A 17,871-nucleotide genomic window follows, 5' to 3' on the forward strand; every position below is an offset into this window, starting at 1 on the left:
TCAGGCTCCCACCATGTCGGCGTCGGTGACCGGGCGTGCGTTGCCCCAAGTCTGTTCGATGCTACGGGCGTAGGTGTCGAAGAGCCCGCCGCCCGGCAGTCGGCGCAGGTGCAGAACAGGGGCCATGTAGGCGCCGATTCCGTAGACGTGCGTGTTCACGAGCATCTCGTCGTCGGATCGAAAGAGCGAGTTGTAGAGCGTGGCGTCATGGAGCCGGAAGCCGATATCTGGGTGGCTCGTGAAGAGGGGCTGGTAGTTCACCAAGGCATTGCGGATCTTGCCGTCCATGATGCGGTGCCCCTCGTCTATGCCGCGCTGCCGCACCGCGTCGCAGCCTGGGTCTCCCAGCATGATCCGGACCCGCGCGTTGCCCTCGACCTTGGCCTTCAGGAGGCCGTGGAAGAGAGGGTCCTCCGAGAGCCAGAGTCCGGAGTAGACCAGGACATCGAGGTGGTTGCGGGCCCGTGCGTACAGCTCCCGCCATAGTCCGTTCGGGACCATGTGGCGGTGCGGGTAGACCGTGACGATCTCTGCCTTGCTCAGGTCGGTAGCGCTGTCGACAGCCCTGCCGTCGTCCCACAACGTCGTGACATCCACGGCGAGCACAGAGGCCGTCGCGTACTGGTGCCTCCGGTACGGCACCTTCCCCTGTGTGATCCAGCGCTCCACCGTCTTGGCGTTCACGTCGATGGCTTCGGCCAGGTCGCGGACGGTCATGCCCTGAGCGAGCAGGGCCGAACGTAAGCGCTCGTTGGTCATCTCTACCCCCGGTGGGACGACTTGGGACTTCTCGACGGTAGCCAGATCGACCCAAGGTGTCCACGGAAGGGGTAACCAACGCCCCTGAGCTGCACCGATGCTGATGGTGCGCCAGGAAGTTCCGGCGCAAAGCCCAGAGGTTCCACCGATGAGCTTGACGGCAATCGATGCAGTACCTGTAATAGAGGTACTGCATCTCTCGTAGAGGGATCGCTGTGAACGGCTCTACCTGCGCCCGGTGAGCCCCGTGAAACGGGTTTGAAGGAAGCGCTCGTAGCTTGAGAACTGAACAGCGTGCCAAGAACGAACGGCAGGGTGGAAGTCCCTGTCCCCGCGGCGGTCCGGGTGATGTCGTCGGCGGCCCCTTTTGGCGTGCTGGCTCTGGAGAACAGCCTGGCGATCATCCCTCCATCCCTGGAGGTCAGCGTCTTGCTGCCACCCGGTACGCGCCGCTCTGCTGGCGTCAGAGCAGTGACGATGACGCACCGATTTGCAGACTCGGGATCGGTCGGCCGTGGTAGCGGCCGACCGGCGAAGTCCTGCCGGCTGCCTCCCCCTCCCGTCCGGCCCTCGGGTCGTACGGGAGGGGCTGAGGGGAGCCGGAGAACAACTTTCCAGCTTCACCCCATCTGAACGGCGCGCGGCCCCGGTGCTCGAACACCGGGGCCGCTGTTCTGGGCCGTTCCACCGACAGGAGAAAACGACCCATGAAGAACATTGTGGCCGGTCGCATCGCGGCCAGCACCACCGAGTTCATCGAACTGGCCCTCGGTACCCCGCTGGATCTGTGGCTGGGTGTAGAGGACGAGAGCGAGATGGAGCGCGCCGCCCGCATGGATGCGGCCCGCGACATCCTCGCCGACAACCCCGACTTCCCCGACCGCGTGAGCCAGGTCGCCGTGCAGGCGATCGAGGCCCACGCCCCGGAGCTGTTCAACGTCACCCAGCTCCCCGCCCGCCGCCCGGCCGGCCGACGGCAGTATCGGGGCGGTGTGGCGGCATGACCACCACGACACCGGAAACCGTGCGGCCAGCGGTTCCGCCGCTGACCCGACCGGAGATGGGCCTCGCCGGATTCGGCGCACTCGCCGCGGCCGGTGTCGGCGCGCTCGGGCTGATCTCCTCCTTCGACGCCGTGTCCGACGCGGCGGCGGGGTGGGGGTTCAGCGAGGCGTGGATGGTGCCGGTCGGGATGGACGTCGCGATCCCGGTGTTCTCGGTGGCCAACCTGCTCCTGATCCGCATGGACATGCCCTTGGCGTGGGTGCGCTTCGTCCCCTGGATTCTGACCCTGGTGACATGCGGGCTGAACGTCTCGGCCGGGCATGGGCTGTGGGCGAAGGTGGCGCACGGGACGATGCCTCTGCTGTGGGTGGTGTTCTCCGAGATCGGCGCCCACATCTACGCCTCCCGCATCGGGGCGGTCACCGGCCGCCGCATGGACAAGATCCGCGCCTCCCGATGGCTGCTCGCCTTCCCGTCCACGTTCGCCCTGTGGCGCCGGATGACGCTGTGGGAGGTCACCTCCTACGCCGACGCCCTCACCCGCGAACGCGAACGCCTGCTGGCCCGCGCCGAGTTGCGCGAGCGGCACGGCCGCCGGTGGCGCTCGCAGACCCCCCGCCGCGAACGCGTCCTCCTCAAGCTCGGAGAACTCAATCCCACGCCCGAGCAGGAACCGGCCGCTCCGGAGTCCGACAAGGTTCCGGACGCGGAACCCTCCGGGGCCCCGGAGAACGAGCCGCAGCCCAAGGCCAAGCGTCCGCCGCGTCGCCCGGTCAAGGCGAAGCAGCCAAAGCGAACCCCGGAGGAGATCCTCGCCGAGGCTCGGGAGGTCACCACGGCGTGGCCTGACGCGGCGCTGACCGCTGACGGCATCCGCACGGCGGTACGCGTCTCGCAGGCCACCGCCCGCCACCTGCGCGACACCCTCAAGGCCGAACGCGTCGCTCAGCCCCTGCACAGCGTCGACACCGAGCAGGACCAAGACGGTGCGGGTGCCGGTGGCGAGCAGGCCGGGGCGGTGGCGGCATGAGCACCCTCTTAACCGCCCTCGCCACCGCCGGTCCGCTCGCGGCCGGGTGGTCGGTCCACACGGTGTGGCTGCGCCGCTCCCTGCGTAGCGCTCGCCGTGACCCGCTCACCGGACTCCGCACCCGCGACGGCTTCACCCGCCGCGCCAACGTCCTGCTGAAGGACCCCCGCGCGGTGGTGGTCCTCGCGGACGTCGACCACTTCAAGCAGATCAACGACCAGTACGGCCACGCAGCGGGGGATGCCCTGTTGAAGGCAACAGCGGACCGGCTCGCGCACTACGTGGGTCGGAACGGGGCCGCCGGACGACTCGGTGGGGATGAGTTCGCAGCTGTCGTCATCGACACCCACGGCACCATCAGCGACCTCCTCGCCGTTCTCCACGGTGCCCTCGCCCGACCGGCTGACGGCATGGACCCGGCGGTGCGCACCACGGTGTCGCTCGGCTGGGTCCGCGCCTCCGACCACCCCAGCGACGACCTCTCCGCACTGCTCCGGCGGGCCGATGAGGCCATGTATACGGCGAAGCAGGCCAAGGCCGGGGTCCGCCGAGCCGGGCTCGGCAGGCTCCTGGCCACATGGTCCGGTCGTCGTGCCGGCCGACGCGGCACCAACCTCGCCGGACCCGGGGACGCGGCCTGATGTCCCCGGCATTCGGCAAGTGCTACGACCCCAGTGGGGCGGCGTACGGGGTGCCGACGTTTCCGTGGAAGTACGCCCCCAACGGCTACGCCACCCGCCGCCAGCTCCGCGCCCGAGGGCTGCGCCCCGGCGGCCAGCCCGTTGCTGCACAGGTGATGCGCCGCGCCTCCCGCCGCAAGGGCGGGGTGTCGGTCGCTTATCTCTATCGCCTGGACCTCGCCAAGCCCGTCCGCCCGATGACCCCGGGTCGCACGGCCGCGCTCGCCGCCGCGATGACCGCGCGCCGCACGTGCCCGGAGTGCCAGGTGGACATCGGGTACTGCATCCCGACCTCGCTCGGCATGTGCCCCGGCTGCGCCTACTCCTCCTCTGCCTGACCCGGAAGGGTTGATCGCCATGCTCGGCTCACTGTTCGTCCTCCTCTTCCTCGGTCACTTGCTGGCCGACTACCCGTTCCAGACCGACCACCAAGCCGCCCACAAGGCCGACTGCAACGCGGTCGGTTGGGTCGCAAATCTCACCCACGCCGCAACCCACGTGGTCACCTGCGCCGCCGCTCTGATCGTGGGGGCCCTGCTCCTCGACGACGTGGTGCTGTCCGTGCCGGTCGTCGTCGCCGTGCTGCTGTGGATCGGTGCCACCCACGCCTTCATCGACCGGCGGTGGCCCGTCGCCCGCTGGATGAACTTCGCCAAGCAGGCCGGATGGGCGAAGAACGGCGGGGCTGCCCATGTCGACCAGACCGCGCACGTTCTCGTGCTCGTGGTCGCCGCGTTCGCCCTCGCCGCCTGAAATCGAAACGTTGAGCGAGGGGCGCAGAGTGCGCCCCTTGTGCGCGACATCCGGCCTGATCATCAACGACATGGGCCCGACCGCTCACCTCTCACAGCGTCGGCCGGGCCCGTGCCCACTCCCTTGTCCAGGAAGGACAGTCAGTGAATCACGACGACGAAAGCGAACTCTTCAACCGACTCGAAGCCGACATGAACACCCCCGCCGGACCCGACCCGGTCGGGTCCGTGGTCGACCTCGACAAGGCCCGATCCGCCCGCGCCGAGTCGGCCGACCCGACCACCGACCGGTCGGCCGACTCCCGGCCCGGTGAGTCGGGTGTCGAGTCGGGCGACCCGACAGAGCGCGTGATGGTCGACGGACCCGCCGAAGTCGGCCCCGGTTTCATGGGCCGACTCATGGGGGCGAAGCGGCGGGCGATCGTCCCGGCCTGGCTGCGGTCGGGCAAGGAGTTCCGGACCGCCGCGAAGTGGGCGGGCGGGCACTACGGTCACCTGGCCGGGTACCACGCCCTGCGCTCCCCGTACTACGCCGCCCGCCTCACCTTCCAGGCCCCGGCCGGTGCAGCGAAGTTCGTCGGCGGGACGATGCGGTGGGTGGCCGACCGCGAGGGCGAACCCGTCCGCCTCGCCTCCGTCCGGCGCGAGGACGCAGCCGAGTACCTCAAGCTCTCCCGACAGCGCGACGGCCGAGTGCGGCTGCGCACCGTCGTGGCGACGCTGGCCCTGTTCATCGGAATCGGGGCCACGCTCGCCATCTACGTCCTCGCCCCCGGCTGGCTCCAACTCCTCACCTTCGGAGCACTTTTGATGGCGCTCGGGTCGGCCGGCACGAAGGCCGACGCCCCGGTCATCACCCGCGCAGTCGAGATGACGAAGGCTCCCAAGCTCACCTCCGACATCGTCCTCCGGGCGCTGGGTGCGCTCGGCATTTCGGCTATCAGCCAGGCGCAGGGGAAGGGGCGGGACGGGTTCACGTTCACCGCCCCGATCACCCGCGACGGCCCCGGATGGCGTGCCGAGGGCGACCTCCCTTACGGCGTCACGGTCACCGACGTGATCGAGCGACGCGACAAGCTCGCCTCCGGCCTGCGCCGCCCACTCGGCTGCGTCTGGCCCGAAGCCGTCCCCGACGAACACACCGGCCGCCTCGTGCTCTGGGTCGGGGACCAGGACATGTCGACCGCCGCGAAGCCCGCCTGGCCGCTCATCAAGGCCGGGGCCGTCGACCTGTTCAAGCCCGTCAGTTTCGGCACTGACCAGCGGGGACGCTGGGTCGACATCACCCTGATGTACATCGCCGGGGTCATCGGCGCGATCCCCCGCATGGGCAAGACGTTCCTCCTACGTCTGCTCCTGCTCATCGCCGCCCTGGACGCGCGTGCCGAGGTCCACACCTACGACCTCAAGGGCACCGGCGACCTCGACCCCGTGGGCGAGCGGATCTCACACCGGCACCGGGCCGGGGACGACGACGAGGACATCGAGTACGCCCTTGAGGACCTGCGGGCCCTGCGCACCGAGCTGCGCCGCCGGGCGAAGATGATCCGGTCACTTCCCCGGGATATCTGCCCGGAGTCGAAGGTGACGTCCGAGCTGGCGAACAAGAAGGGACTCGGGCTGCACCCGATCGTGATCGGGGTGGATGAGTGCCAGGTCTGGTTCGAGCACCCCAAGCACGGTGGGGAGTTCGAGGAAATCTGCACCGACCTGGTCAAGCGCGGCCCGGCGACCGGGATCGTGCTCCTGCTGGCAACCCAGCGCCCGGACGCCAAGGCGCTGCCCACCGGGATCAGCGCGAACGCGTCGGCCCGGTGGTGCCTGAAGGTCATGGGCCAGCTCGAAAACGACATGGTCCTCGGTACGTCGTCGTACAAGCGGGGCATCCGGGCCACGATGTTCTCCTGGAAGGACAAGGGAATCCACTACTTCGTCGGTGAAGGTGCCGACGCGCGGATCGTCTCGTCCGTCTACGTCGACGCGCCCACCGCCGAGGTGATCGGGCTGCGGGCCCGCCGCCTGCGCGAAGCCGCCGGAACCCTCACCGGCCACGCGGCCGGAGAGACGTTCGAGGACAGCGACCCGTCCTCGGGGTATGACCTGCTGCGGGACATCCTCGCCGTCGTGCCGGCCGAGGAGCCGAAGGTGTGGTCCGAGGTGGTCGTGGCCCGGCTCGCGGACCTGCGGCCCGACGTCTACGGCGGCTGGGATCCCGAAGCCCTCGCCGCCGCGCTCAAGCCGCACGGGGTCCCCACCGGTCAGGTGTGGGGCAAGACCGAGGCCGGGAAGGGCGCGAACCGGCGCGGTATCGAACGCTCCCGCATCCTCACCGTGATTGCGGAGCGTGACGGAAAGCGGGACGCGAGCTGACCCCGGTACGCCGCTAGACCTAGCGCCCACCCCCGCTAGGTCTAGCGGCACCGCTAGCAGCCCATACGCCGCTTGATCAGCACGCTAGTACCTAGCGCCCCACCTGCGAAAACCCCGGGAACAGGCTCTGGAGGCCCTTGATGACCCCTGCCCTGCTCGCTAGCACCCTCCTCATGTTCATCACGCTCAGTTACGCATCGCTGTGTGCGGCCTCGCCGTTCGGGAACTGCCGCCGCTGCCGTGGCTGGGGCTTCGCGATGAAGACCGACCGCAAGGGTCGGGTCAAGCGCGGCAAGGACTGCCGCCGCTGCAAGGCCACCGGCAAGCGCATCCGGATCGGCCGCCACCTCTACAACGTTGCCGCCCGCCTCCACCGCGACGGCACCCGCTGACCACCCCCCACTCACCGCACCGTCGACCACCCTCGGAAAGGGGCCCGTCGTGGCCGTCACCGTCTCCCTGGTCCTGCTCTTCGGACTCGTCCTGTTCTTCCTGCTCCGCTCCAAGTCGCTCGGAGCGGGCTCCGCGTTCATCGCCGTGATGTTCGGGTTCTTCCTCGCCTCCACCGGAGCCTCCACCCCGATCAACGAACTCACCACCGCCGTCATCAACTCCATCCCGGACCTGTGAGGCGTGCGATGAACGAACCTCTCGTCCAACGCCACTGGGCCGCGCTCGCGGCCCCGAAGGTGGCCCCGGCCATCGGCACCTCGACGGTGCTGATGCTCGGGCGGATCTGGAACGCCAACGGTGCCGAACACTCCACCGGAAACGCCGTGTTGATGGTCGCCCTCGCCGCCGGAGCCGCGACCGCCGGCGCGTTCGCCGCCGCCGGGCGCAGCGGTGGCGACGGGGTCCTCGCCGGGACCGCGTTCGCCACCTCCGGAGCACTCGCCCTCGCCGGAGTCGCCGGATACGCCGACGGCTGGTCCCTGCCCATCCTGCTGTGGGCGGTGGCCACCGCTGTGGCGTACGGGATCGCCGCCCGCTACTGGCGCACCGACCGACGCACCGCCCTCGCCCACCACCGGCAGACGGAAGTCCGGCGCGAAGAGCACGGACACGTTGAACGCGTCGAAGGTCTACGCGCCGGAGCCCAGATCGAAGCCGCCCGCGCCGGGGGCGCGTACGCCGAGCAGCTCGCCACCGCGCTCATCACCCGCGCCACCCTGCCCGGCTACGACCCCGCCGCGCTCACCCGCGCCGGACTTCCCGCCATTGACCTCAAGCACGACCAGTAGCTGCGCCAAGGGCGGCCCCCTTCTCGGCAAAAGATCCGGGGCCGCCCTTGTCTCCCAGCCCTCAACAGAACTGGAGACATCCAGCATGACCCAACCCACCCCCATCCTGCGAGTACCCGGCCACCGGCCGCTGCTACTCGACCTGTTCTGCTGCGCCGGCGGCGCAGCCACCGGCTACCACCGCGCCGGATTCGACGTCATCGGCGTCGACATCGTCGACCGCCCCAACTACCCCTTCACGTTCGTCCGGGCCGACGCGCTCGAACACCTCGCCGCCCTGATCGCGTCCGGGGAGATCGCCCGGTTCACGGCGGTGCACTCCTCGCCGCCGTGCCAGGCCGGATGCGCCCTCACCGTGGGCACCAACGCATCACAGGGCTGGGGCGGTGACCATCACGACCTGGTCGCCCCGACCCGCGTGCTGTTGGAACGGACCGGGCTGCCGTACGTCATCGAGCAGCCCAACGGCCGCGCCAAGATCCGCAAAGACCTCTCCCTGTGCGGGGAGATGTTCGGGCTCGGTGTCCTGCGCCACCGCAACTTCGAACTGGGCCGCTGGACCATCACTCGGCCCGCGCACCCGAAGCACCGGGGGTACGTGCGCGGCTACCGGCACGGCGTCTACCGAGACGGGCCCTACGTCGCCGCCTACGGCTCCGGCGGCGGCAAAGCCACCGTCCCCGAGATGCAGGAGGCGATGGGCATCACGTGGACCGACGTCCGCGAGGAGCTGACCGAGGCGATCCCGCCGGCGTTCTCCGAGCACATCGGCCGCGCCCTGCTCACCGCTGTTCGTCCGGTGGGGGTGGCCGCGTGAACGCGCGTGTGCTGCCGCTGCGCAGGCCGAACGGGCTGCGGGTGCTGGATCTGTGCTGCGGGGCCGGTGGCCTGTCCATGGGCTACTACCTCGCCGGATACGACGTCACCGGCGTCGACCTGCACCCCATGCCGAACTACCCCTTCACTTTCCACCGGGCCGACGCCCTCGACTACCTCGCCACCATCACCGCCACCGGGGAGATCGAGCTCTACGACCTGGTCCACGCCTCCTGGCCCTGCCAGAACAAGGCCCGCGTCACCGCCTGGCGCGGCAGCCGCGACGACCACCCCGACCTGATCACCCCCGGCCGCGAACTCCAGCGCGCCTGCGGCAGGCCCTGGCTCATCGAGAACGTCCCCGAAGCCTCCTGGGACGGCACCCTGCGCCCCGACTACCTGCTGTGCGGCTCCCAGTTCGCCCTCAACGTCCGCCGCCACCGCGTCTTCGAAACCTCATGGGGCGGCGGCGGTGACCTGCTCCCGCCCTGCTGGCACCACAAAGGACTCCTCGCCTTCGAGCACAAGGGCGAGCGGGCCTACGCCGACGCCATGGGCTGCACCTGGATGACCAACGTCGAAGCCCGCCAAGCCGTACCCCCCGCCTACACCCAGTGGATCGGCCACCAGTTCCTCACCCACGAAAGGACGGCCGCAGCATGAACACAGCCCATCTCACCGCCGCCCTCGACCTGGCGAACCGGTCCGTCCCCGTCCTGCCCCTGCGGGCGGGCAAGGTGCCGTTCGGGAACTGCCCCGCCTGCCGGGACAACGCGTGCGGCGGCCGGCCGAACATGAAGAACCCCGGCCCCTGCACCTGCCCCCACCCCTGCCACGCCTGGGCGGCCGCCACCACCGACCCCGACGTCATCACCGGGGCCGGGTGGTCGACGGCGTGGGAGCAAGCCGCGGCTGTTGCCTATCACCCCGGCGGTATCGGGCTGACCGTCGTCGACCTTGACCACGTCGACGCGGTCGCGTGGGCCCGCCGGACGCTGCCCGCCACGCGGACGGTGCCGACGACGCGGGGCGAACACTGGATCTACCAGGGGGCCATGGGGTCCGCGAACGATGTGCGGGACGGGGTCGACATCAAGTCGACCATGGTCTACGCCCGGTGGCTCGGTCCCGGCACCGGCACCATGACCACCCTGCCCGACACCGTGCGGGACCTGATCGTCAGGAAGCCCTCGCCCGTCCACCCCGTCACCGCGCCCGTACCGGCCGGAGGCGGTGACTGCCGCCACCGCACCCCTGCCTACCTGGAGCGCGGCATCGCCATGGCAGAACAGCGCATCACCGCCGCGACGAGCGGTGTCCACGCCACGGTGTACCGCACGTTCCTCGCCGTGCTCTCCACGCACGGCCGGTGCGGATGCCTCACCGACACCCACGCCGCCCGGCTGTTCGCCGCCGCCCAGACCAAGGGCGAAACCGCCCGGCACTGCACGGATGCGTGGTCCAACGCCCGTACCGCTCTGGGGATGTGAGTCATGTCCGAGGACGAGAAGAACCCGGCGCGTGAGGTCATCAGCGACTACGCGCAGTCCCACTTCCGGTACTTCCGCACCGCCGACGGCACCGTCTACGCACAGCGCAACGGCCACCCCGTGGCCCGACCGATCCGCTCGCAGGGCACGACGGGAAGCCACCGGCAGGAACTCATGGTCGGCATGTTCAAGGACGGGGTCGGTGTCTTCAACGGCACCGCACTCAAGGAGGCACTGGACTTGATCGAGGCGTTGGCGATGACCGAGACCACCCAGGCCGTGCACATCCGCGTCGCCCCCGGCTTCGACGGAGCAACCTGGCTCGACCTCGGCCGCGCGGATGGGCAATCCATCCGCATCCACCCCAACGGGTGGGAAATCAAGGTTCCCGACCCGCGCGAGGTGTGCTGGCGGCGCACCCAGCTCACCGGGGAACTCCCCCTCCCGGCCAAGGACACCGACGGCAAGGGCATCGACCTCCTGATGCGGCTGTGCAACTTCGCAGGCGCCGAAACCGAATGCCTGGCCATCGCCTGGCTGATCGGCTGCCTGGGGCCGGGCGTGCCCGTCCCGGCCCCGTTCCTCACCGGCCCGCAGGGCGCGGGTAAGTCGACCGGGGGACGGATGCTGGTGCGGATCGTGGAGGGCATGAGCGGGGACCTGCGCCGGGCCCCGAAGGACGAAGAGAACCTCATCGCGGCCGTCGCCGCCGGATGGGTCACCGCCCTCGACAACCTCTCCCACATGACCCCGGACCTGTCCGATGCCATGTGCTGCATCGTCACCGGAGCCGAGAGCGTCAAGCGCGCCCTGTTCACGGACGGGGACGTGCACCGGGCCCGCTACCGCCGCCCGCTCCTGCTGACCGGGATCGACGTCGGGGTCATTCGCCCCGACCTCGCCGAACGGCTCCTGCCGCTGCGGTTGGAGCGGCCCACGGTCCGGCGGACCGAGGCTGAGTTGTGGGCGGAGTACGAGGAGGTGCTGCCCGTGGTCCTCGGCTCGCTGCTCGACCTCACCGTGAAGGTCCGGGCCGCGCAGGCGGAGACGCCCACGGATCTGCGGATGGCGGACTTCGCCCACCTCTGCGCCCAACTCGACGTCGCCACCGGGCTCGGGGCCCTGCCCGCGTACCGGGTGAGCCTGGACGACCTCAACGACGACGTCATCGAAGGCGACCTGCTCGCGCAGACCGTCCTCCAGCACGCCGAAACCCTCGGCCCCGGCGGCGAGCAGCGGATGACGTCCACGGAATGGCTGCACGCCCTGAGCCGCCTCTACAGCGGCGACGAGCTACGCCCCCTACCGAAAGGGTGGCCGACCACCGGCAAGGTGCTCTCCGACCGTCTCAAGCGCCTGCAACCCACCCTCGCCGCCCGGGGCGTCCTCATCGACACCGGACGCACCAAAGCAGGCCGCTACCTCGAAATGATCCGCCAGGCCGCGCCCCCGCCTCCTGAGCAGCCGGAGCAGGCGGCAGCGTTCTGACCGCACCGGTCGACCCGGGGCACAAGCAAGAGGAGCACCCCCCGCCACGCCGCCGGGTGCTCCTCTTGCTGTTCGGCGGCAGCGCCGCCCAACAGGCGTGCCCGAAGGGCCCCTCACTTCGCCTGAAGGATCACCGCCACTACTACAGACACCCCCTTCTTTTCCTAAGTAGGGAAGGTCTGCGTCACCTGCGTCACCCGGGACGGAGAACGGCCCCTGACCTGCACAGGAAGGGGTGACGCAGACGGCGAATCCTGCGTCACCCCTGCGTCACCCGCGTCACCCCCACGTCACCCGGTGACGCAGAAGGTGACGCACACCCGATCCGCTGCGTCACCCAAACCCGCAGGTCACAGCCCCGGATGACGCGGGTGACGCGGTGACGCAGAAATCCACACCTCGGACAACCACGCCCCCTCCAAGCCTCCGAAGGAGTCCCACCGTGGCCCGCCCCAAGATGCTCAAGCTCCGCGAAGTCCTCGAAGAGATCGACATCAGCCGCGCCGCCTTCTACCGCATGCGCGCCCGAGGCCAGGCACCCCGTCTTCAGAAACTGCCGAACGGACATGTCCGCGTCAGCCGCGCGGACCTGGATGCCTGGTGGGGGACCTGCGAGGAGCGCGCCGCCTAAGCACGACTACCGATTCGAGGGCCGCCTCCGGCGGAGGCGGCCCTCCCTTGCCGAGCACGGAGCGCCATGCCCCTCACCTATGACGTCCGCATCTACAGCATCGAGACGCGACGCGACCGTCCGAAGCCCTACCGAGTCCGCTGGATGGTCGGGCCCCAGAAGCATTCGAAGAGCTACACCGTCAAAGCTCAAGCCGACGGTCGACGGTCGGAACTGATGACCGCTCTCCGTAGGGGTGACCAGTTCGACGTGGAGACCGGTCTCCCGACCGCCGAGCTACGCATCCAGGGCAGCCGCGTGACCTGGTACGAGCACACGCGAGCGTACGTGGACCGCAGGTGGGACCGTCTCCCCGCCAAGTCTCGCCGGAACGATGCCGATTCTCTCGCCACGATCACGCCGGCGCTCATGAGGAGCGTCTCCGGTCGCCCGTCGCCCGGCGCTCTCCGTGCCGCTCTGTACGGGTGGGCGTACAACAGGAGCCGCTGGGACCAGGAGCCTCCTGCCGAGGTCGCGAGCGTGCTGCGCTGGGTGGAGAAGAACTCCCTGCCTATCGCCGCGCTCGAAGATCCCGCCACGCTTCGCCTGGCGCTCGACGCGCTATCAACGCTCCAGAACGGCTCCCCCGCCGCCGGGAGCACCGCACGCCGGAAGCGAGCCTGCCTGAGCGACGTTCTGGGGCTCGCAGTCGAGCGGCGGCATTTCAGTGTCCCCGTCAACCCGCTGTCCACAGTGAAATGGACAGCTCCGAAGTCTGTTGAAGAAGTCGATCCGGCGAGCGTCGCCAACCCCCGACAGATTCAGGAACTCCTGTCTGCCGTCCGAAATCAAGGCGATCGGGGCGCTCACCTCGAAGCTTTCTTCGGGTGCCTCTACTACGCCCTTATGCGCCCCGCGGAGGCGACGGGACTCACCGAGGCGCAGTGCTACCTGCCCAGAGAGGGATGGGGCGACATCACCCTCCGTGGTGGCATTGTCCACGCAGGCCACGCCTGGACCGACGACGATCGGGCCCACCAGGCCCGCCACCTCAAGGCGCGTGCCGAACGGGACTCCCGGGTGGTGCCGATTCCCCCTGTCTTCGTGGCCATGCTCAGGTCGCACATCGAGCGCTTCGGCACCGCGCCCGACGGCCGCCTGTTCCGGACCAGCCGAGGAGGTGTGATTCAAGACACGGGATACGGCGAGGTCCTGGCCGCCGCTCGCGCAGAAGCCCTGACTCCGCACGAGTTCGAGTCGCCTCTCGCTCGACGTGCGTACGACTGGAGGGCTGCCGGGGTCTCATTCCTGGTCTTCATCGGGGTCGATCCGATGGAGGTCGCGCGCCGGGCCGGCCACTCCGTCGCGGTGCTTCTGCGCGTCTACGCCAAGGTCCTCGCGCGGGCGCAGGAACGAGCGAATCAGAAGATCGAGGCTGGCCTGCGCGAATGGGACGGAGAAGCCCCGTCCCCCGGGGGACGCCTGGGGGACACGCGCTGATCAGAGTTGGTCTACGCCCGGCACAGGGTGAGACAACTCGCGCATTTCACCCCCGACCGACGCCGCAGGCTCGAACACGAAGAAGCCCCCTCCTGAACTGCGTTTCCGCAGTTCAGGAGGGGGCTCCACTCGCGTGGCGGCGCCAGGGTTCGAACCTGGGTAGGCTGAGCCGGCAGATTTACAGTCTGCTCCCTTTGGCCACTCGGGCACACCGCCTCGAACGACGCCTTGGATCTCGTGGTGATCTCCTTGGCGACGACGTAAACAATACCTGATGGCCAGGGGTGCTCCGCCACCTGATTGATCAGCGACCGGAGCGTGTGACGGTGGCTAGGCTTTGGGCTGTATCCCCAGCAGCTGTATCCCAGCATTCGACGCAAGGAGCCACACGTCATGGCCGACTCCAGTTTCGACATCGTCTCGAAGGTCGAGCGGCAGGAGGTCGACAACGCCCTCAACCAGGCCGCCAAGGAGATCTCCCAGCGTTACGACTTCAAGGGCACGGGCGCCTCGATCTCGTGGTCGGGCGAGAAGATTCTGATGGAGGCGAACGGCGAGGAGCGCGTCAAGGCCATCCTCGACATCTTCCAGTCCAAGCTGATCAAGCGCGGCATCTCGCTGAAGTCGCTGGACGCCGGAGAGCCGCAGCTCTCCGGCAAGGAGTACAAGATCTTCGCCACGATCGAGGAAGGCATCTCCCAGGAGAACGCCAAGAAGGTGGCGAAGATCATCCGCGATGAGGGCCCGAAGGGCGTCAAGGCACAGGTCCAGGGCGACGAGCTGCGGGTCAGCTCGAAGAGCCGGGACGACCTGCAGGCCGTGCAGGCGCTGTTGAAGGGTCAGGACTTCGACTTCGCGGTGCAGTTCGTGAACTACCGGTAGTCACCGCAGCCGACTGCCACACGCAACGGGGCACACCGCCGAGGCCGACCTCGACGGCGTGCCTCTTCGTGTTTCCGGCCCGTGCGGTCGGGCGGGGCGTGCGGACGCGATGTCCGAATGCCGCCGGTGGTGGTGGGCGGACGGGCGCAGACTGGCCGTACGGACCGGGGAAGTGAGAAACCATGACGACGACGGTGTACGCGCGGGTGGAGAGCCCGCTGGGCGAACTGCTGCTGGTCGGCGAGGCGGCGGTGGACGGGCCGGAAACGGCCGGACGTGCCGGTGTCCGGCTGCGGTCGTTGTCGATGCCCGGTCAGAAGGGCGGGGTGGTCGTCCAGGACGGCTGGAGGCACGCACCTGAGGCGTTCGCCGAGGTCGCCCGGCAGCTGGAGGCCTATTTCGCGGGACGCTCGACCCGGTTCGACGTACCGGTGGCCGAGGGCGCGGGCACGGAGTTCCAGCGGCGGGTCTGGGCGGTGCTGGAGTCGATCCCGTACGGGAGCACGGTGTCGTACGGCCAGGTCGCGGCACAGGTCGGCGCGTCGGGCGCGGGAGTACGGGCGGTGGGCACGGCGATCGGGCGCAATCCGCTGCTGGTCGTGCGGCCGTGCCACCGGGTGATCGGGGCGGACGGGGCGCTGCGGGGGTACGCGGGCGGCCTGGAGCGCAAGAAGCTGCTGCTGGGGCTCGAAGGCGTCGAAGCTCTGGCGGGCTGAGCCGTGGCGCAGGATCCTCCGCTCTCCTCGGACGGTCTGTTCCGGCGGCCGCGCCGGGTGGTCGCGCCGGGGGCCGTGCATGTGCCGGAGTGGCTGCCGGTGGAGCGTCGGGCGGAGGTGGTGGCGGCGTGCCGTCGGTGGGCGCGGGGGCCGGTCCCGCTGCGGCACACCGTGCTGCCGGGCGGCGGGGTGATGTCGGTGCGGACGGTGTGCCTGGGGTGGCACTGGCAGCCGTACCGGTACGCGCGCACGGCGGACGATGTGAACGGCGCCCGGGTGGCCGCGTTCCCGGAGTGGCTGGGCGATCTGGGGCGGGCGGCGGTGGCCGAGGCGTACGGCGACGAGGGTGCGGCAGCGGCGTTCGCCCCGGATACCGCGCTGATCAATTTCTACGACGACGCGGCGCGGATGGGCATGCACCAGGACAAGGAGGAGCGGTCGAACGCTCCTGTGGTGTCGTTGAGCATCGGGGCGAGGTGCGTGTTCCGCTTCGGAAACACGGAAGGCCGCGGGCAGCCCTACACGGACGTGGAGTTGGCGTCCGGGGATCTGTTCGTCTTCGGCGGGCCGTCGCGTTACGCGTTCCACGGGGTGCCGAAGGTGTATGCGGGATCGGCCGACCCGGCCGCGGGGCTGCGGGCCGGCCGGTTGAATCTGACGTTGCGGGAGACCGGGATGGCGTCGGAGGACGCGTAGGAAGGCGCGGCCCGCCCGCGGTCAGCGGCGGTCGCGGGAGTTGCCGAACAGCAGCCGGTAGGCGATGAGCAGGACCAGCGAACCGGCGATGGCGGCGATCCAGGTCGCGGTGTCGTAGAAGTCGTTGCTGATGGGGCGGTCGAGGAACTGGCTGGAGAGCCAGCCGCCGACGAAGGCCCCGGCGACGCCGATGAGAGTGGTGCCGATGATGCCGCCCGGGTCACGTCCCGGGAGGAGGATCTTGGCTATGAGGCCGGCGAGCAGGCCGAGAATGATCCAACTGATGATGCCCATGTCGCTGCACCTACCCCTTGTTTCGTCTTGAAATCCAAGACGCGGCGGGCAGGTGTTCGGTTGCTCTCGCGTTCGCCGGACCCGGCGGGCTAGCGGGTGGCGAAGGGCTGGTCCGTGGGGACGATCTCCTTGCCGAAGGGCATGAGGGAGACCGGGATCAGCTTGAAGTTGGCGATGCCCAGGGGGATGCCGATGATCGTGATGCACAGCGCGATGCCGGTGGTGATGTGACCGAGGGCGAGCCACCATCCGGCGAGGACCAGCCAGAGGACGTTGCCCACGCAGGAGGGCGAGCCGGCGTCCCGGCGGTCGACGACGGTGTAGCCGAACGGCCAGAGGGCGTAGACGCCGATCCTGAAGGCGGCGAGCCCGAAGGGGATGCCGATGATGGTGATGCAGAGCAGGAGCCCCGCGACCAGGTAGCCGAGGAACATCCAGAATCCGCAGAGGATCAGCCAGATGACGTTCAGGATGGTTTTCACGGGCGATGACCTGCCATCTGTTCTAGTCGGGCGATGCGCTCCGCCATCGGCGGGTGGGTGGAGAACATTTTCGCCATGCCCTGGCCGGGACGGAAGGGATTCGCGATCATCATGTGGCTCGCGGTCTCGATCCTCGGCTCGGGCGGCAGCGGGAGCTGTTTCGTACCGGCGTCGAGCTTGCGCAGCGCACTGGCGAGAGCCAGTGGGTCGCCGGTGAGCTGGGCTCCGGAGGCGTCGGCCTCGTACTCGCGGGAGCGGCTGACGGCGAGCTGGATGACGGACGCGGCGAGCGGCCCCAGGATCATGATCAGGAGCATGCCGAGGAGGCCGGGGCCCTCGTCGTCGTTGGAGCGGCCCACCGGGATGAGCCAGGCGAAGTTGACCAGGAACATCACGACGGAGGCGAGCGCTCCGGCGACGGACGAGATGAGGATGTCCCGGTTGTAGACATGGCTGAGCTCGTGGCCGAGGACGCCGCGCAGCTCGCGCTCGTCGAGGATCTGGAGGATGCCCTCGGTGCAGCAGACGGCGGCGTTGCGCGGATTGCGGCCGGTGGCGAACGCGTTGGGCGCCTGTGTCGGGGAGATGTAGAGGCGCGGCATGGGCTGACGGGCCGCCGTGGAGAGCTCGCGGACCGTGCGGTAGAGCTGCGGCGCCTCGAATTCGCTGACGGGGCGGGCGCGCATGGCCCGCAGGGCGAGCTTGTCGCTGTTCCAGTAGGCGTACGCATTGGTGCCGACGGCTACGAGGAGCGCAACGACGAGGCCCGTACGTCCGAAGAAACTGCCGATGACGATGATGAGTGCGGACAGTCCCCCGAGGAGTACGGCGGTCTTCAGCCCGTTGTGCCGGCGGTGCACGGTACGCCCTCCAAGTGGTGCAGCAGGGGAACCCTTTGCATGGTGGTGCTCCACTCCCCAGTGGAGCCTCCCGTACTGGTCAACGCCAGGCGAGAGGAGCTAGTTCCCTTGTGCGTGCGGCCGGAGGGCGGGGGTCGTGCCGCGTGTTCGCACCGGCCGGACTCCCGGACCCGTACGGAGCGGCGCTGGGCCGTACGGGT

Annotated in this window: 22 protein-coding genes and 1 tRNA gene; 18 read left to right on the forward strand and 5 right to left on the reverse strand. The window is 69.5% G+C overall.

The genetic code is table 11. The features are described from left to right. Positions 1 to 759, reverse strand: a complete 759-nt coding sequence (locus AC0VY3_RS31350) for a helix-turn-helix domain-containing protein (protein WP_475551121.1) — start codon at positions 757 to 759, stop codon at positions 1 to 3. A 707-nt stretch (positions 760 to 1,466) separates the two neighbouring features. On the opposite strand from AC0VY3_RS31350, the gene AC0VY3_RS31355 reads away from it, so the two are divergent. The 15 genes from AC0VY3_RS31355 (at position 1,467) to AC0VY3_RS31425 (ending at position 13,741) form a co-directional block, all read left to right on the forward strand. Further along, positions 1,467 to 1,763 carry a hypothetical protein gene (locus tag AC0VY3_RS31355; protein WP_475551122.1) on the forward strand — a complete coding sequence of 99 codons (297 nt, stop codon included), beginning with the start codon at positions 1,467 to 1,469 and terminating at the stop codon, positions 1,761 to 1,763. Then, positions 1,760 to 2,794, forward strand: coding sequence for a DUF2637 domain-containing protein (locus AC0VY3_RS31360; protein WP_475551123.1), 1,035 nt, complete (start codon positions 1,760 to 1,762; stop codon positions 2,792 to 2,794). The genes AC0VY3_RS31355 and AC0VY3_RS31360 overlap by 4 nt, the downstream gene beginning before the upstream one ends. After that, a complete protein-coding gene (locus AC0VY3_RS31365) occupies positions 2,791 to 3,435 on the forward strand; it encodes a GGDEF domain-containing protein (protein ID WP_475551124.1) in 645 nt (214 codons plus the stop codon). The genes AC0VY3_RS31360 and AC0VY3_RS31365 overlap by 4 nt, the downstream gene beginning before the upstream one ends. Further along, positions 3,435 to 3,812 (forward strand): RRQRL motif-containing zinc-binding protein, encoded by a 378-nt coding sequence (locus AC0VY3_RS31370; RefSeq protein ID WP_475551125.1) that lies wholly within the window; start codon positions 3,435 to 3,437, stop codon positions 3,810 to 3,812. The genes AC0VY3_RS31365 and AC0VY3_RS31370 overlap by 1 nt, the downstream gene beginning before the upstream one ends. Positions 3,813 to 3,831: 19 nt before the next feature. Further along, positions 3,832 to 4,227 carry a DUF3307 domain-containing protein gene (locus AC0VY3_RS31375; protein WP_313750889.1) on the forward strand — a complete coding sequence of 132 codons (396 nt, stop codon included), beginning with the start codon at positions 3,832 to 3,834 and terminating at the stop codon, positions 4,225 to 4,227. A gap of 143 nt (positions 4,228 to 4,370) precedes the next feature. Continuing rightward, a complete protein-coding gene (locus AC0VY3_RS31380) occupies positions 4,371 to 6,596 on the forward strand; it encodes a cell division protein FtsK (RefSeq protein ID WP_475551126.1) in 2,226 nt (741 codons plus the stop codon). Positions 6,597 to 6,736: 140 nt separating this feature from the next. Beyond that, positions 6,737 to 6,988: a hypothetical protein gene (locus tag AC0VY3_RS31385; protein WP_475551127.1), complete on the forward strand. Its 252-nt coding sequence runs from the start codon at positions 6,737 to 6,739 to the stop codon at positions 6,986 to 6,988. Between the two features lie 49 nt (positions 6,989 to 7,037). Next, a complete protein-coding gene (locus tag AC0VY3_RS31390) occupies positions 7,038 to 7,226 on the forward strand; it encodes a hypothetical protein (protein ID WP_234876414.1) in 189 nt (62 codons plus the stop codon). An 8-nt stretch (positions 7,227 to 7,234) separates the two neighbouring features. Next, the gene (locus AC0VY3_RS31395) at positions 7,235 to 7,837 is read left to right on the forward strand and encodes a hypothetical protein (RefSeq protein ID WP_475551128.1); all 603 of its coding nucleotides are present in this window, start codon (positions 7,235 to 7,237) and stop codon (positions 7,835 to 7,837) included. 85 nt (positions 7,838 to 7,922) lie between these two features. Next, positions 7,923 to 8,654, forward strand: a complete 732-nt coding sequence (locus AC0VY3_RS31400; protein ID WP_475551129.1) for a DNA methylase — start codon at positions 7,923 to 7,925, stop codon at positions 8,652 to 8,654. Then, positions 8,651 to 9,316: a DNA cytosine methyltransferase gene (locus AC0VY3_RS31405; protein ID WP_475551130.1), complete on the forward strand. Its 666-nt coding sequence runs from the start codon at positions 8,651 to 8,653 to the stop codon at positions 9,314 to 9,316. Before AC0VY3_RS31400 ends, AC0VY3_RS31405 begins: the two co-directional genes overlap by 4 nt. Further along, positions 9,313 to 10,143 carry a bifunctional DNA primase/polymerase gene (locus AC0VY3_RS31410; RefSeq protein ID WP_475551131.1) on the forward strand — a complete coding sequence of 277 codons (831 nt, stop codon included), beginning with the start codon at positions 9,313 to 9,315 and terminating at the stop codon, positions 10,141 to 10,143. The genes AC0VY3_RS31405 and AC0VY3_RS31410 overlap by 4 nt, the downstream gene beginning before the upstream one ends. A gap of 3 nt (positions 10,144 to 10,146) precedes the next feature. Then, positions 10,147 to 11,631: an ATP-binding protein gene (locus AC0VY3_RS31415; RefSeq protein WP_475551132.1), complete on the forward strand. Its 1,485-nt coding sequence runs from the start codon at positions 10,147 to 10,149 to the stop codon at positions 11,629 to 11,631. Positions 11,632 to 12,073: 442 nt separating this feature from the next. Then, positions 12,074 to 12,262, forward strand: coding sequence for a helix-turn-helix transcriptional regulator (locus tag AC0VY3_RS31420; protein ID WP_010056813.1), 189 nt, complete (start codon positions 12,074 to 12,076; stop codon positions 12,260 to 12,262). Positions 12,263 to 12,328: 66 nt separating this feature from the next. Then, positions 12,329 to 13,741 (forward strand): tyrosine-type recombinase/integrase, encoded by a 1,413-nt coding sequence (locus AC0VY3_RS31425; protein ID WP_475551133.1) that lies wholly within the window; start codon positions 12,329 to 12,331, stop codon positions 13,739 to 13,741. 134 nt (positions 13,742 to 13,875) lie between these two features. Here AC0VY3_RS31425 and AC0VY3_RS31430 read toward each other — a convergent pair. Further along, positions 13,876 to 13,957, reverse strand: a tRNA-Tyr gene (locus tag AC0VY3_RS31430). 177 nt (positions 13,958 to 14,134) lie between these two features. On the opposite strand from AC0VY3_RS31430, the gene AC0VY3_RS31435 reads away from it, so the two are divergent. From AC0VY3_RS31435 to AC0VY3_RS31445, 3 genes are all read left to right on the forward strand, one after another. Continuing rightward, on the forward strand, positions 14,135 to 14,623 hold the full coding sequence (locus tag AC0VY3_RS31435; protein WP_030926258.1) for a YajQ family cyclic di-GMP-binding protein: 489 nt from the start codon (positions 14,135 to 14,137) through the stop codon (positions 14,621 to 14,623). A 182-nt stretch (positions 14,624 to 14,805) separates the two neighbouring features. Continuing rightward, entirely contained in the window at positions 14,806 to 15,339 is a 534-nt protein-coding gene (locus AC0VY3_RS31440; RefSeq protein ID WP_103511059.1) for a methylated-DNA--[protein]-cysteine S-methyltransferase, read from the forward strand. Positions 15,340 to 15,396: 57 nt separating this feature from the next. Next, positions 15,397 to 16,035: an alpha-ketoglutarate-dependent dioxygenase AlkB family protein gene (locus AC0VY3_RS31445; RefSeq protein WP_475551764.1), complete on the forward strand. Its 639-nt coding sequence runs from the start codon at positions 15,397 to 15,399 to the stop codon at positions 16,033 to 16,035. 21 nt (positions 16,036 to 16,056) lie between these two features. On the opposite strand, the gene AC0VY3_RS31450 is transcribed toward AC0VY3_RS31445, so the two are convergent. The 3 genes from AC0VY3_RS31450 to htpX form a co-directional block, all read right to left on the reverse strand. Beyond that, on the reverse strand, positions 16,057 to 16,329 hold the full coding sequence (locus AC0VY3_RS31450; RefSeq protein WP_103511057.1) for a GlsB/YeaQ/YmgE family stress response membrane protein: 273 nt from the start codon (positions 16,327 to 16,329) through the stop codon (positions 16,057 to 16,059). 89 nt (positions 16,330 to 16,418) lie between these two features. Beyond that, positions 16,419 to 16,811: a YccF domain-containing protein gene (locus AC0VY3_RS31455; protein ID WP_103511056.1), complete on the reverse strand. Its 393-nt coding sequence runs from the start codon at positions 16,809 to 16,811 to the stop codon at positions 16,419 to 16,421. After that, positions 16,808 to 17,671 (reverse strand): zinc metalloprotease HtpX, encoded by an 864-nt coding sequence (htpX, locus tag AC0VY3_RS31460; protein ID WP_103511055.1) that lies wholly within the window; start codon positions 17,669 to 17,671, stop codon positions 16,808 to 16,810. The genes AC0VY3_RS31455 and htpX overlap by 4 nt, the downstream gene beginning before the upstream one ends. Positions 17,672 to 17,871: the final 200 nt, after the last annotated feature.

This window comes from Streptomyces sp. iso_384 (assembly GCF_056172905.1).

Coding starts and splice junctions, on each gene's coding strand:
- AC0VY3_RS31440 (WP_103511059.1), top strand. CDS start 14,806: ATGACGACGACGGTGTACGCGCGGGTGGAGAGCCCGCTGGGCGAACTG.
- AC0VY3_RS31375 (WP_313750889.1), top strand. CDS start 3,832: ATGCTCGGCTCACTGTTCGTCCTCCTCTTCCTCGGTCACTTGCTGGCC.
- AC0VY3_RS31365 (WP_475551124.1), top strand. CDS start 2,791: ATGAGCACCCTCTTAACCGCCCTCGCCACCGCCGGTCCGCTCGCGGCC.
- AC0VY3_RS31370 (WP_475551125.1), top strand. CDS start 3,435: ATGTCCCCGGCATTCGGCAAGTGCTACGACCCCAGTGGGGCGGCGTAC.
- AC0VY3_RS31450 (WP_103511057.1), bottom strand. CDS start 16,329: ATGGGCATCATCAGTTGGATCATTCTCGGCCTGCTCGCCGGCCTCATA.
- AC0VY3_RS31400 (WP_475551129.1), top strand. CDS start 7,923: ATGACCCAACCCACCCCCATCCTGCGAGTACCCGGCCACCGGCCGCTG.
- AC0VY3_RS31395 (WP_475551128.1), top strand. CDS start 7,235: ATGAACGAACCTCTCGTCCAACGCCACTGGGCCGCGCTCGCGGCCCCG.
- AC0VY3_RS31350 (WP_475551121.1), bottom strand. CDS start 759: ATGACCAACGAGCGCTTACGTTCGGCCCTGCTCGCTCAGGGCATGACC.
- AC0VY3_RS31385 (WP_475551127.1), top strand. CDS start 6,737: ATGACCCCTGCCCTGCTCGCTAGCACCCTCCTCATGTTCATCACGCTC.
- AC0VY3_RS31410 (WP_475551131.1), top strand. CDS start 9,313: ATGAACACAGCCCATCTCACCGCCGCCCTCGACCTGGCGAACCGGTCC.
- AC0VY3_RS31360 (WP_475551123.1), top strand. CDS start 1,760: ATGACCACCACGACACCGGAAACCGTGCGGCCAGCGGTTCCGCCGCTG.
- AC0VY3_RS31355 (WP_475551122.1), top strand. CDS start 1,467: ATGAAGAACATTGTGGCCGGTCGCATCGCGGCCAGCACCACCGAGTTC.
- AC0VY3_RS31425 (WP_475551133.1), top strand. CDS start 12,329: ATGCCCCTCACCTATGACGTCCGCATCTACAGCATCGAGACGCGACGC.
- AC0VY3_RS31435 (WP_030926258.1), top strand. CDS start 14,135: ATGGCCGACTCCAGTTTCGACATCGTCTCGAAGGTCGAGCGGCAGGAG.
- AC0VY3_RS31415 (WP_475551132.1), top strand. CDS start 10,147: ATGTCCGAGGACGAGAAGAACCCGGCGCGTGAGGTCATCAGCGACTAC.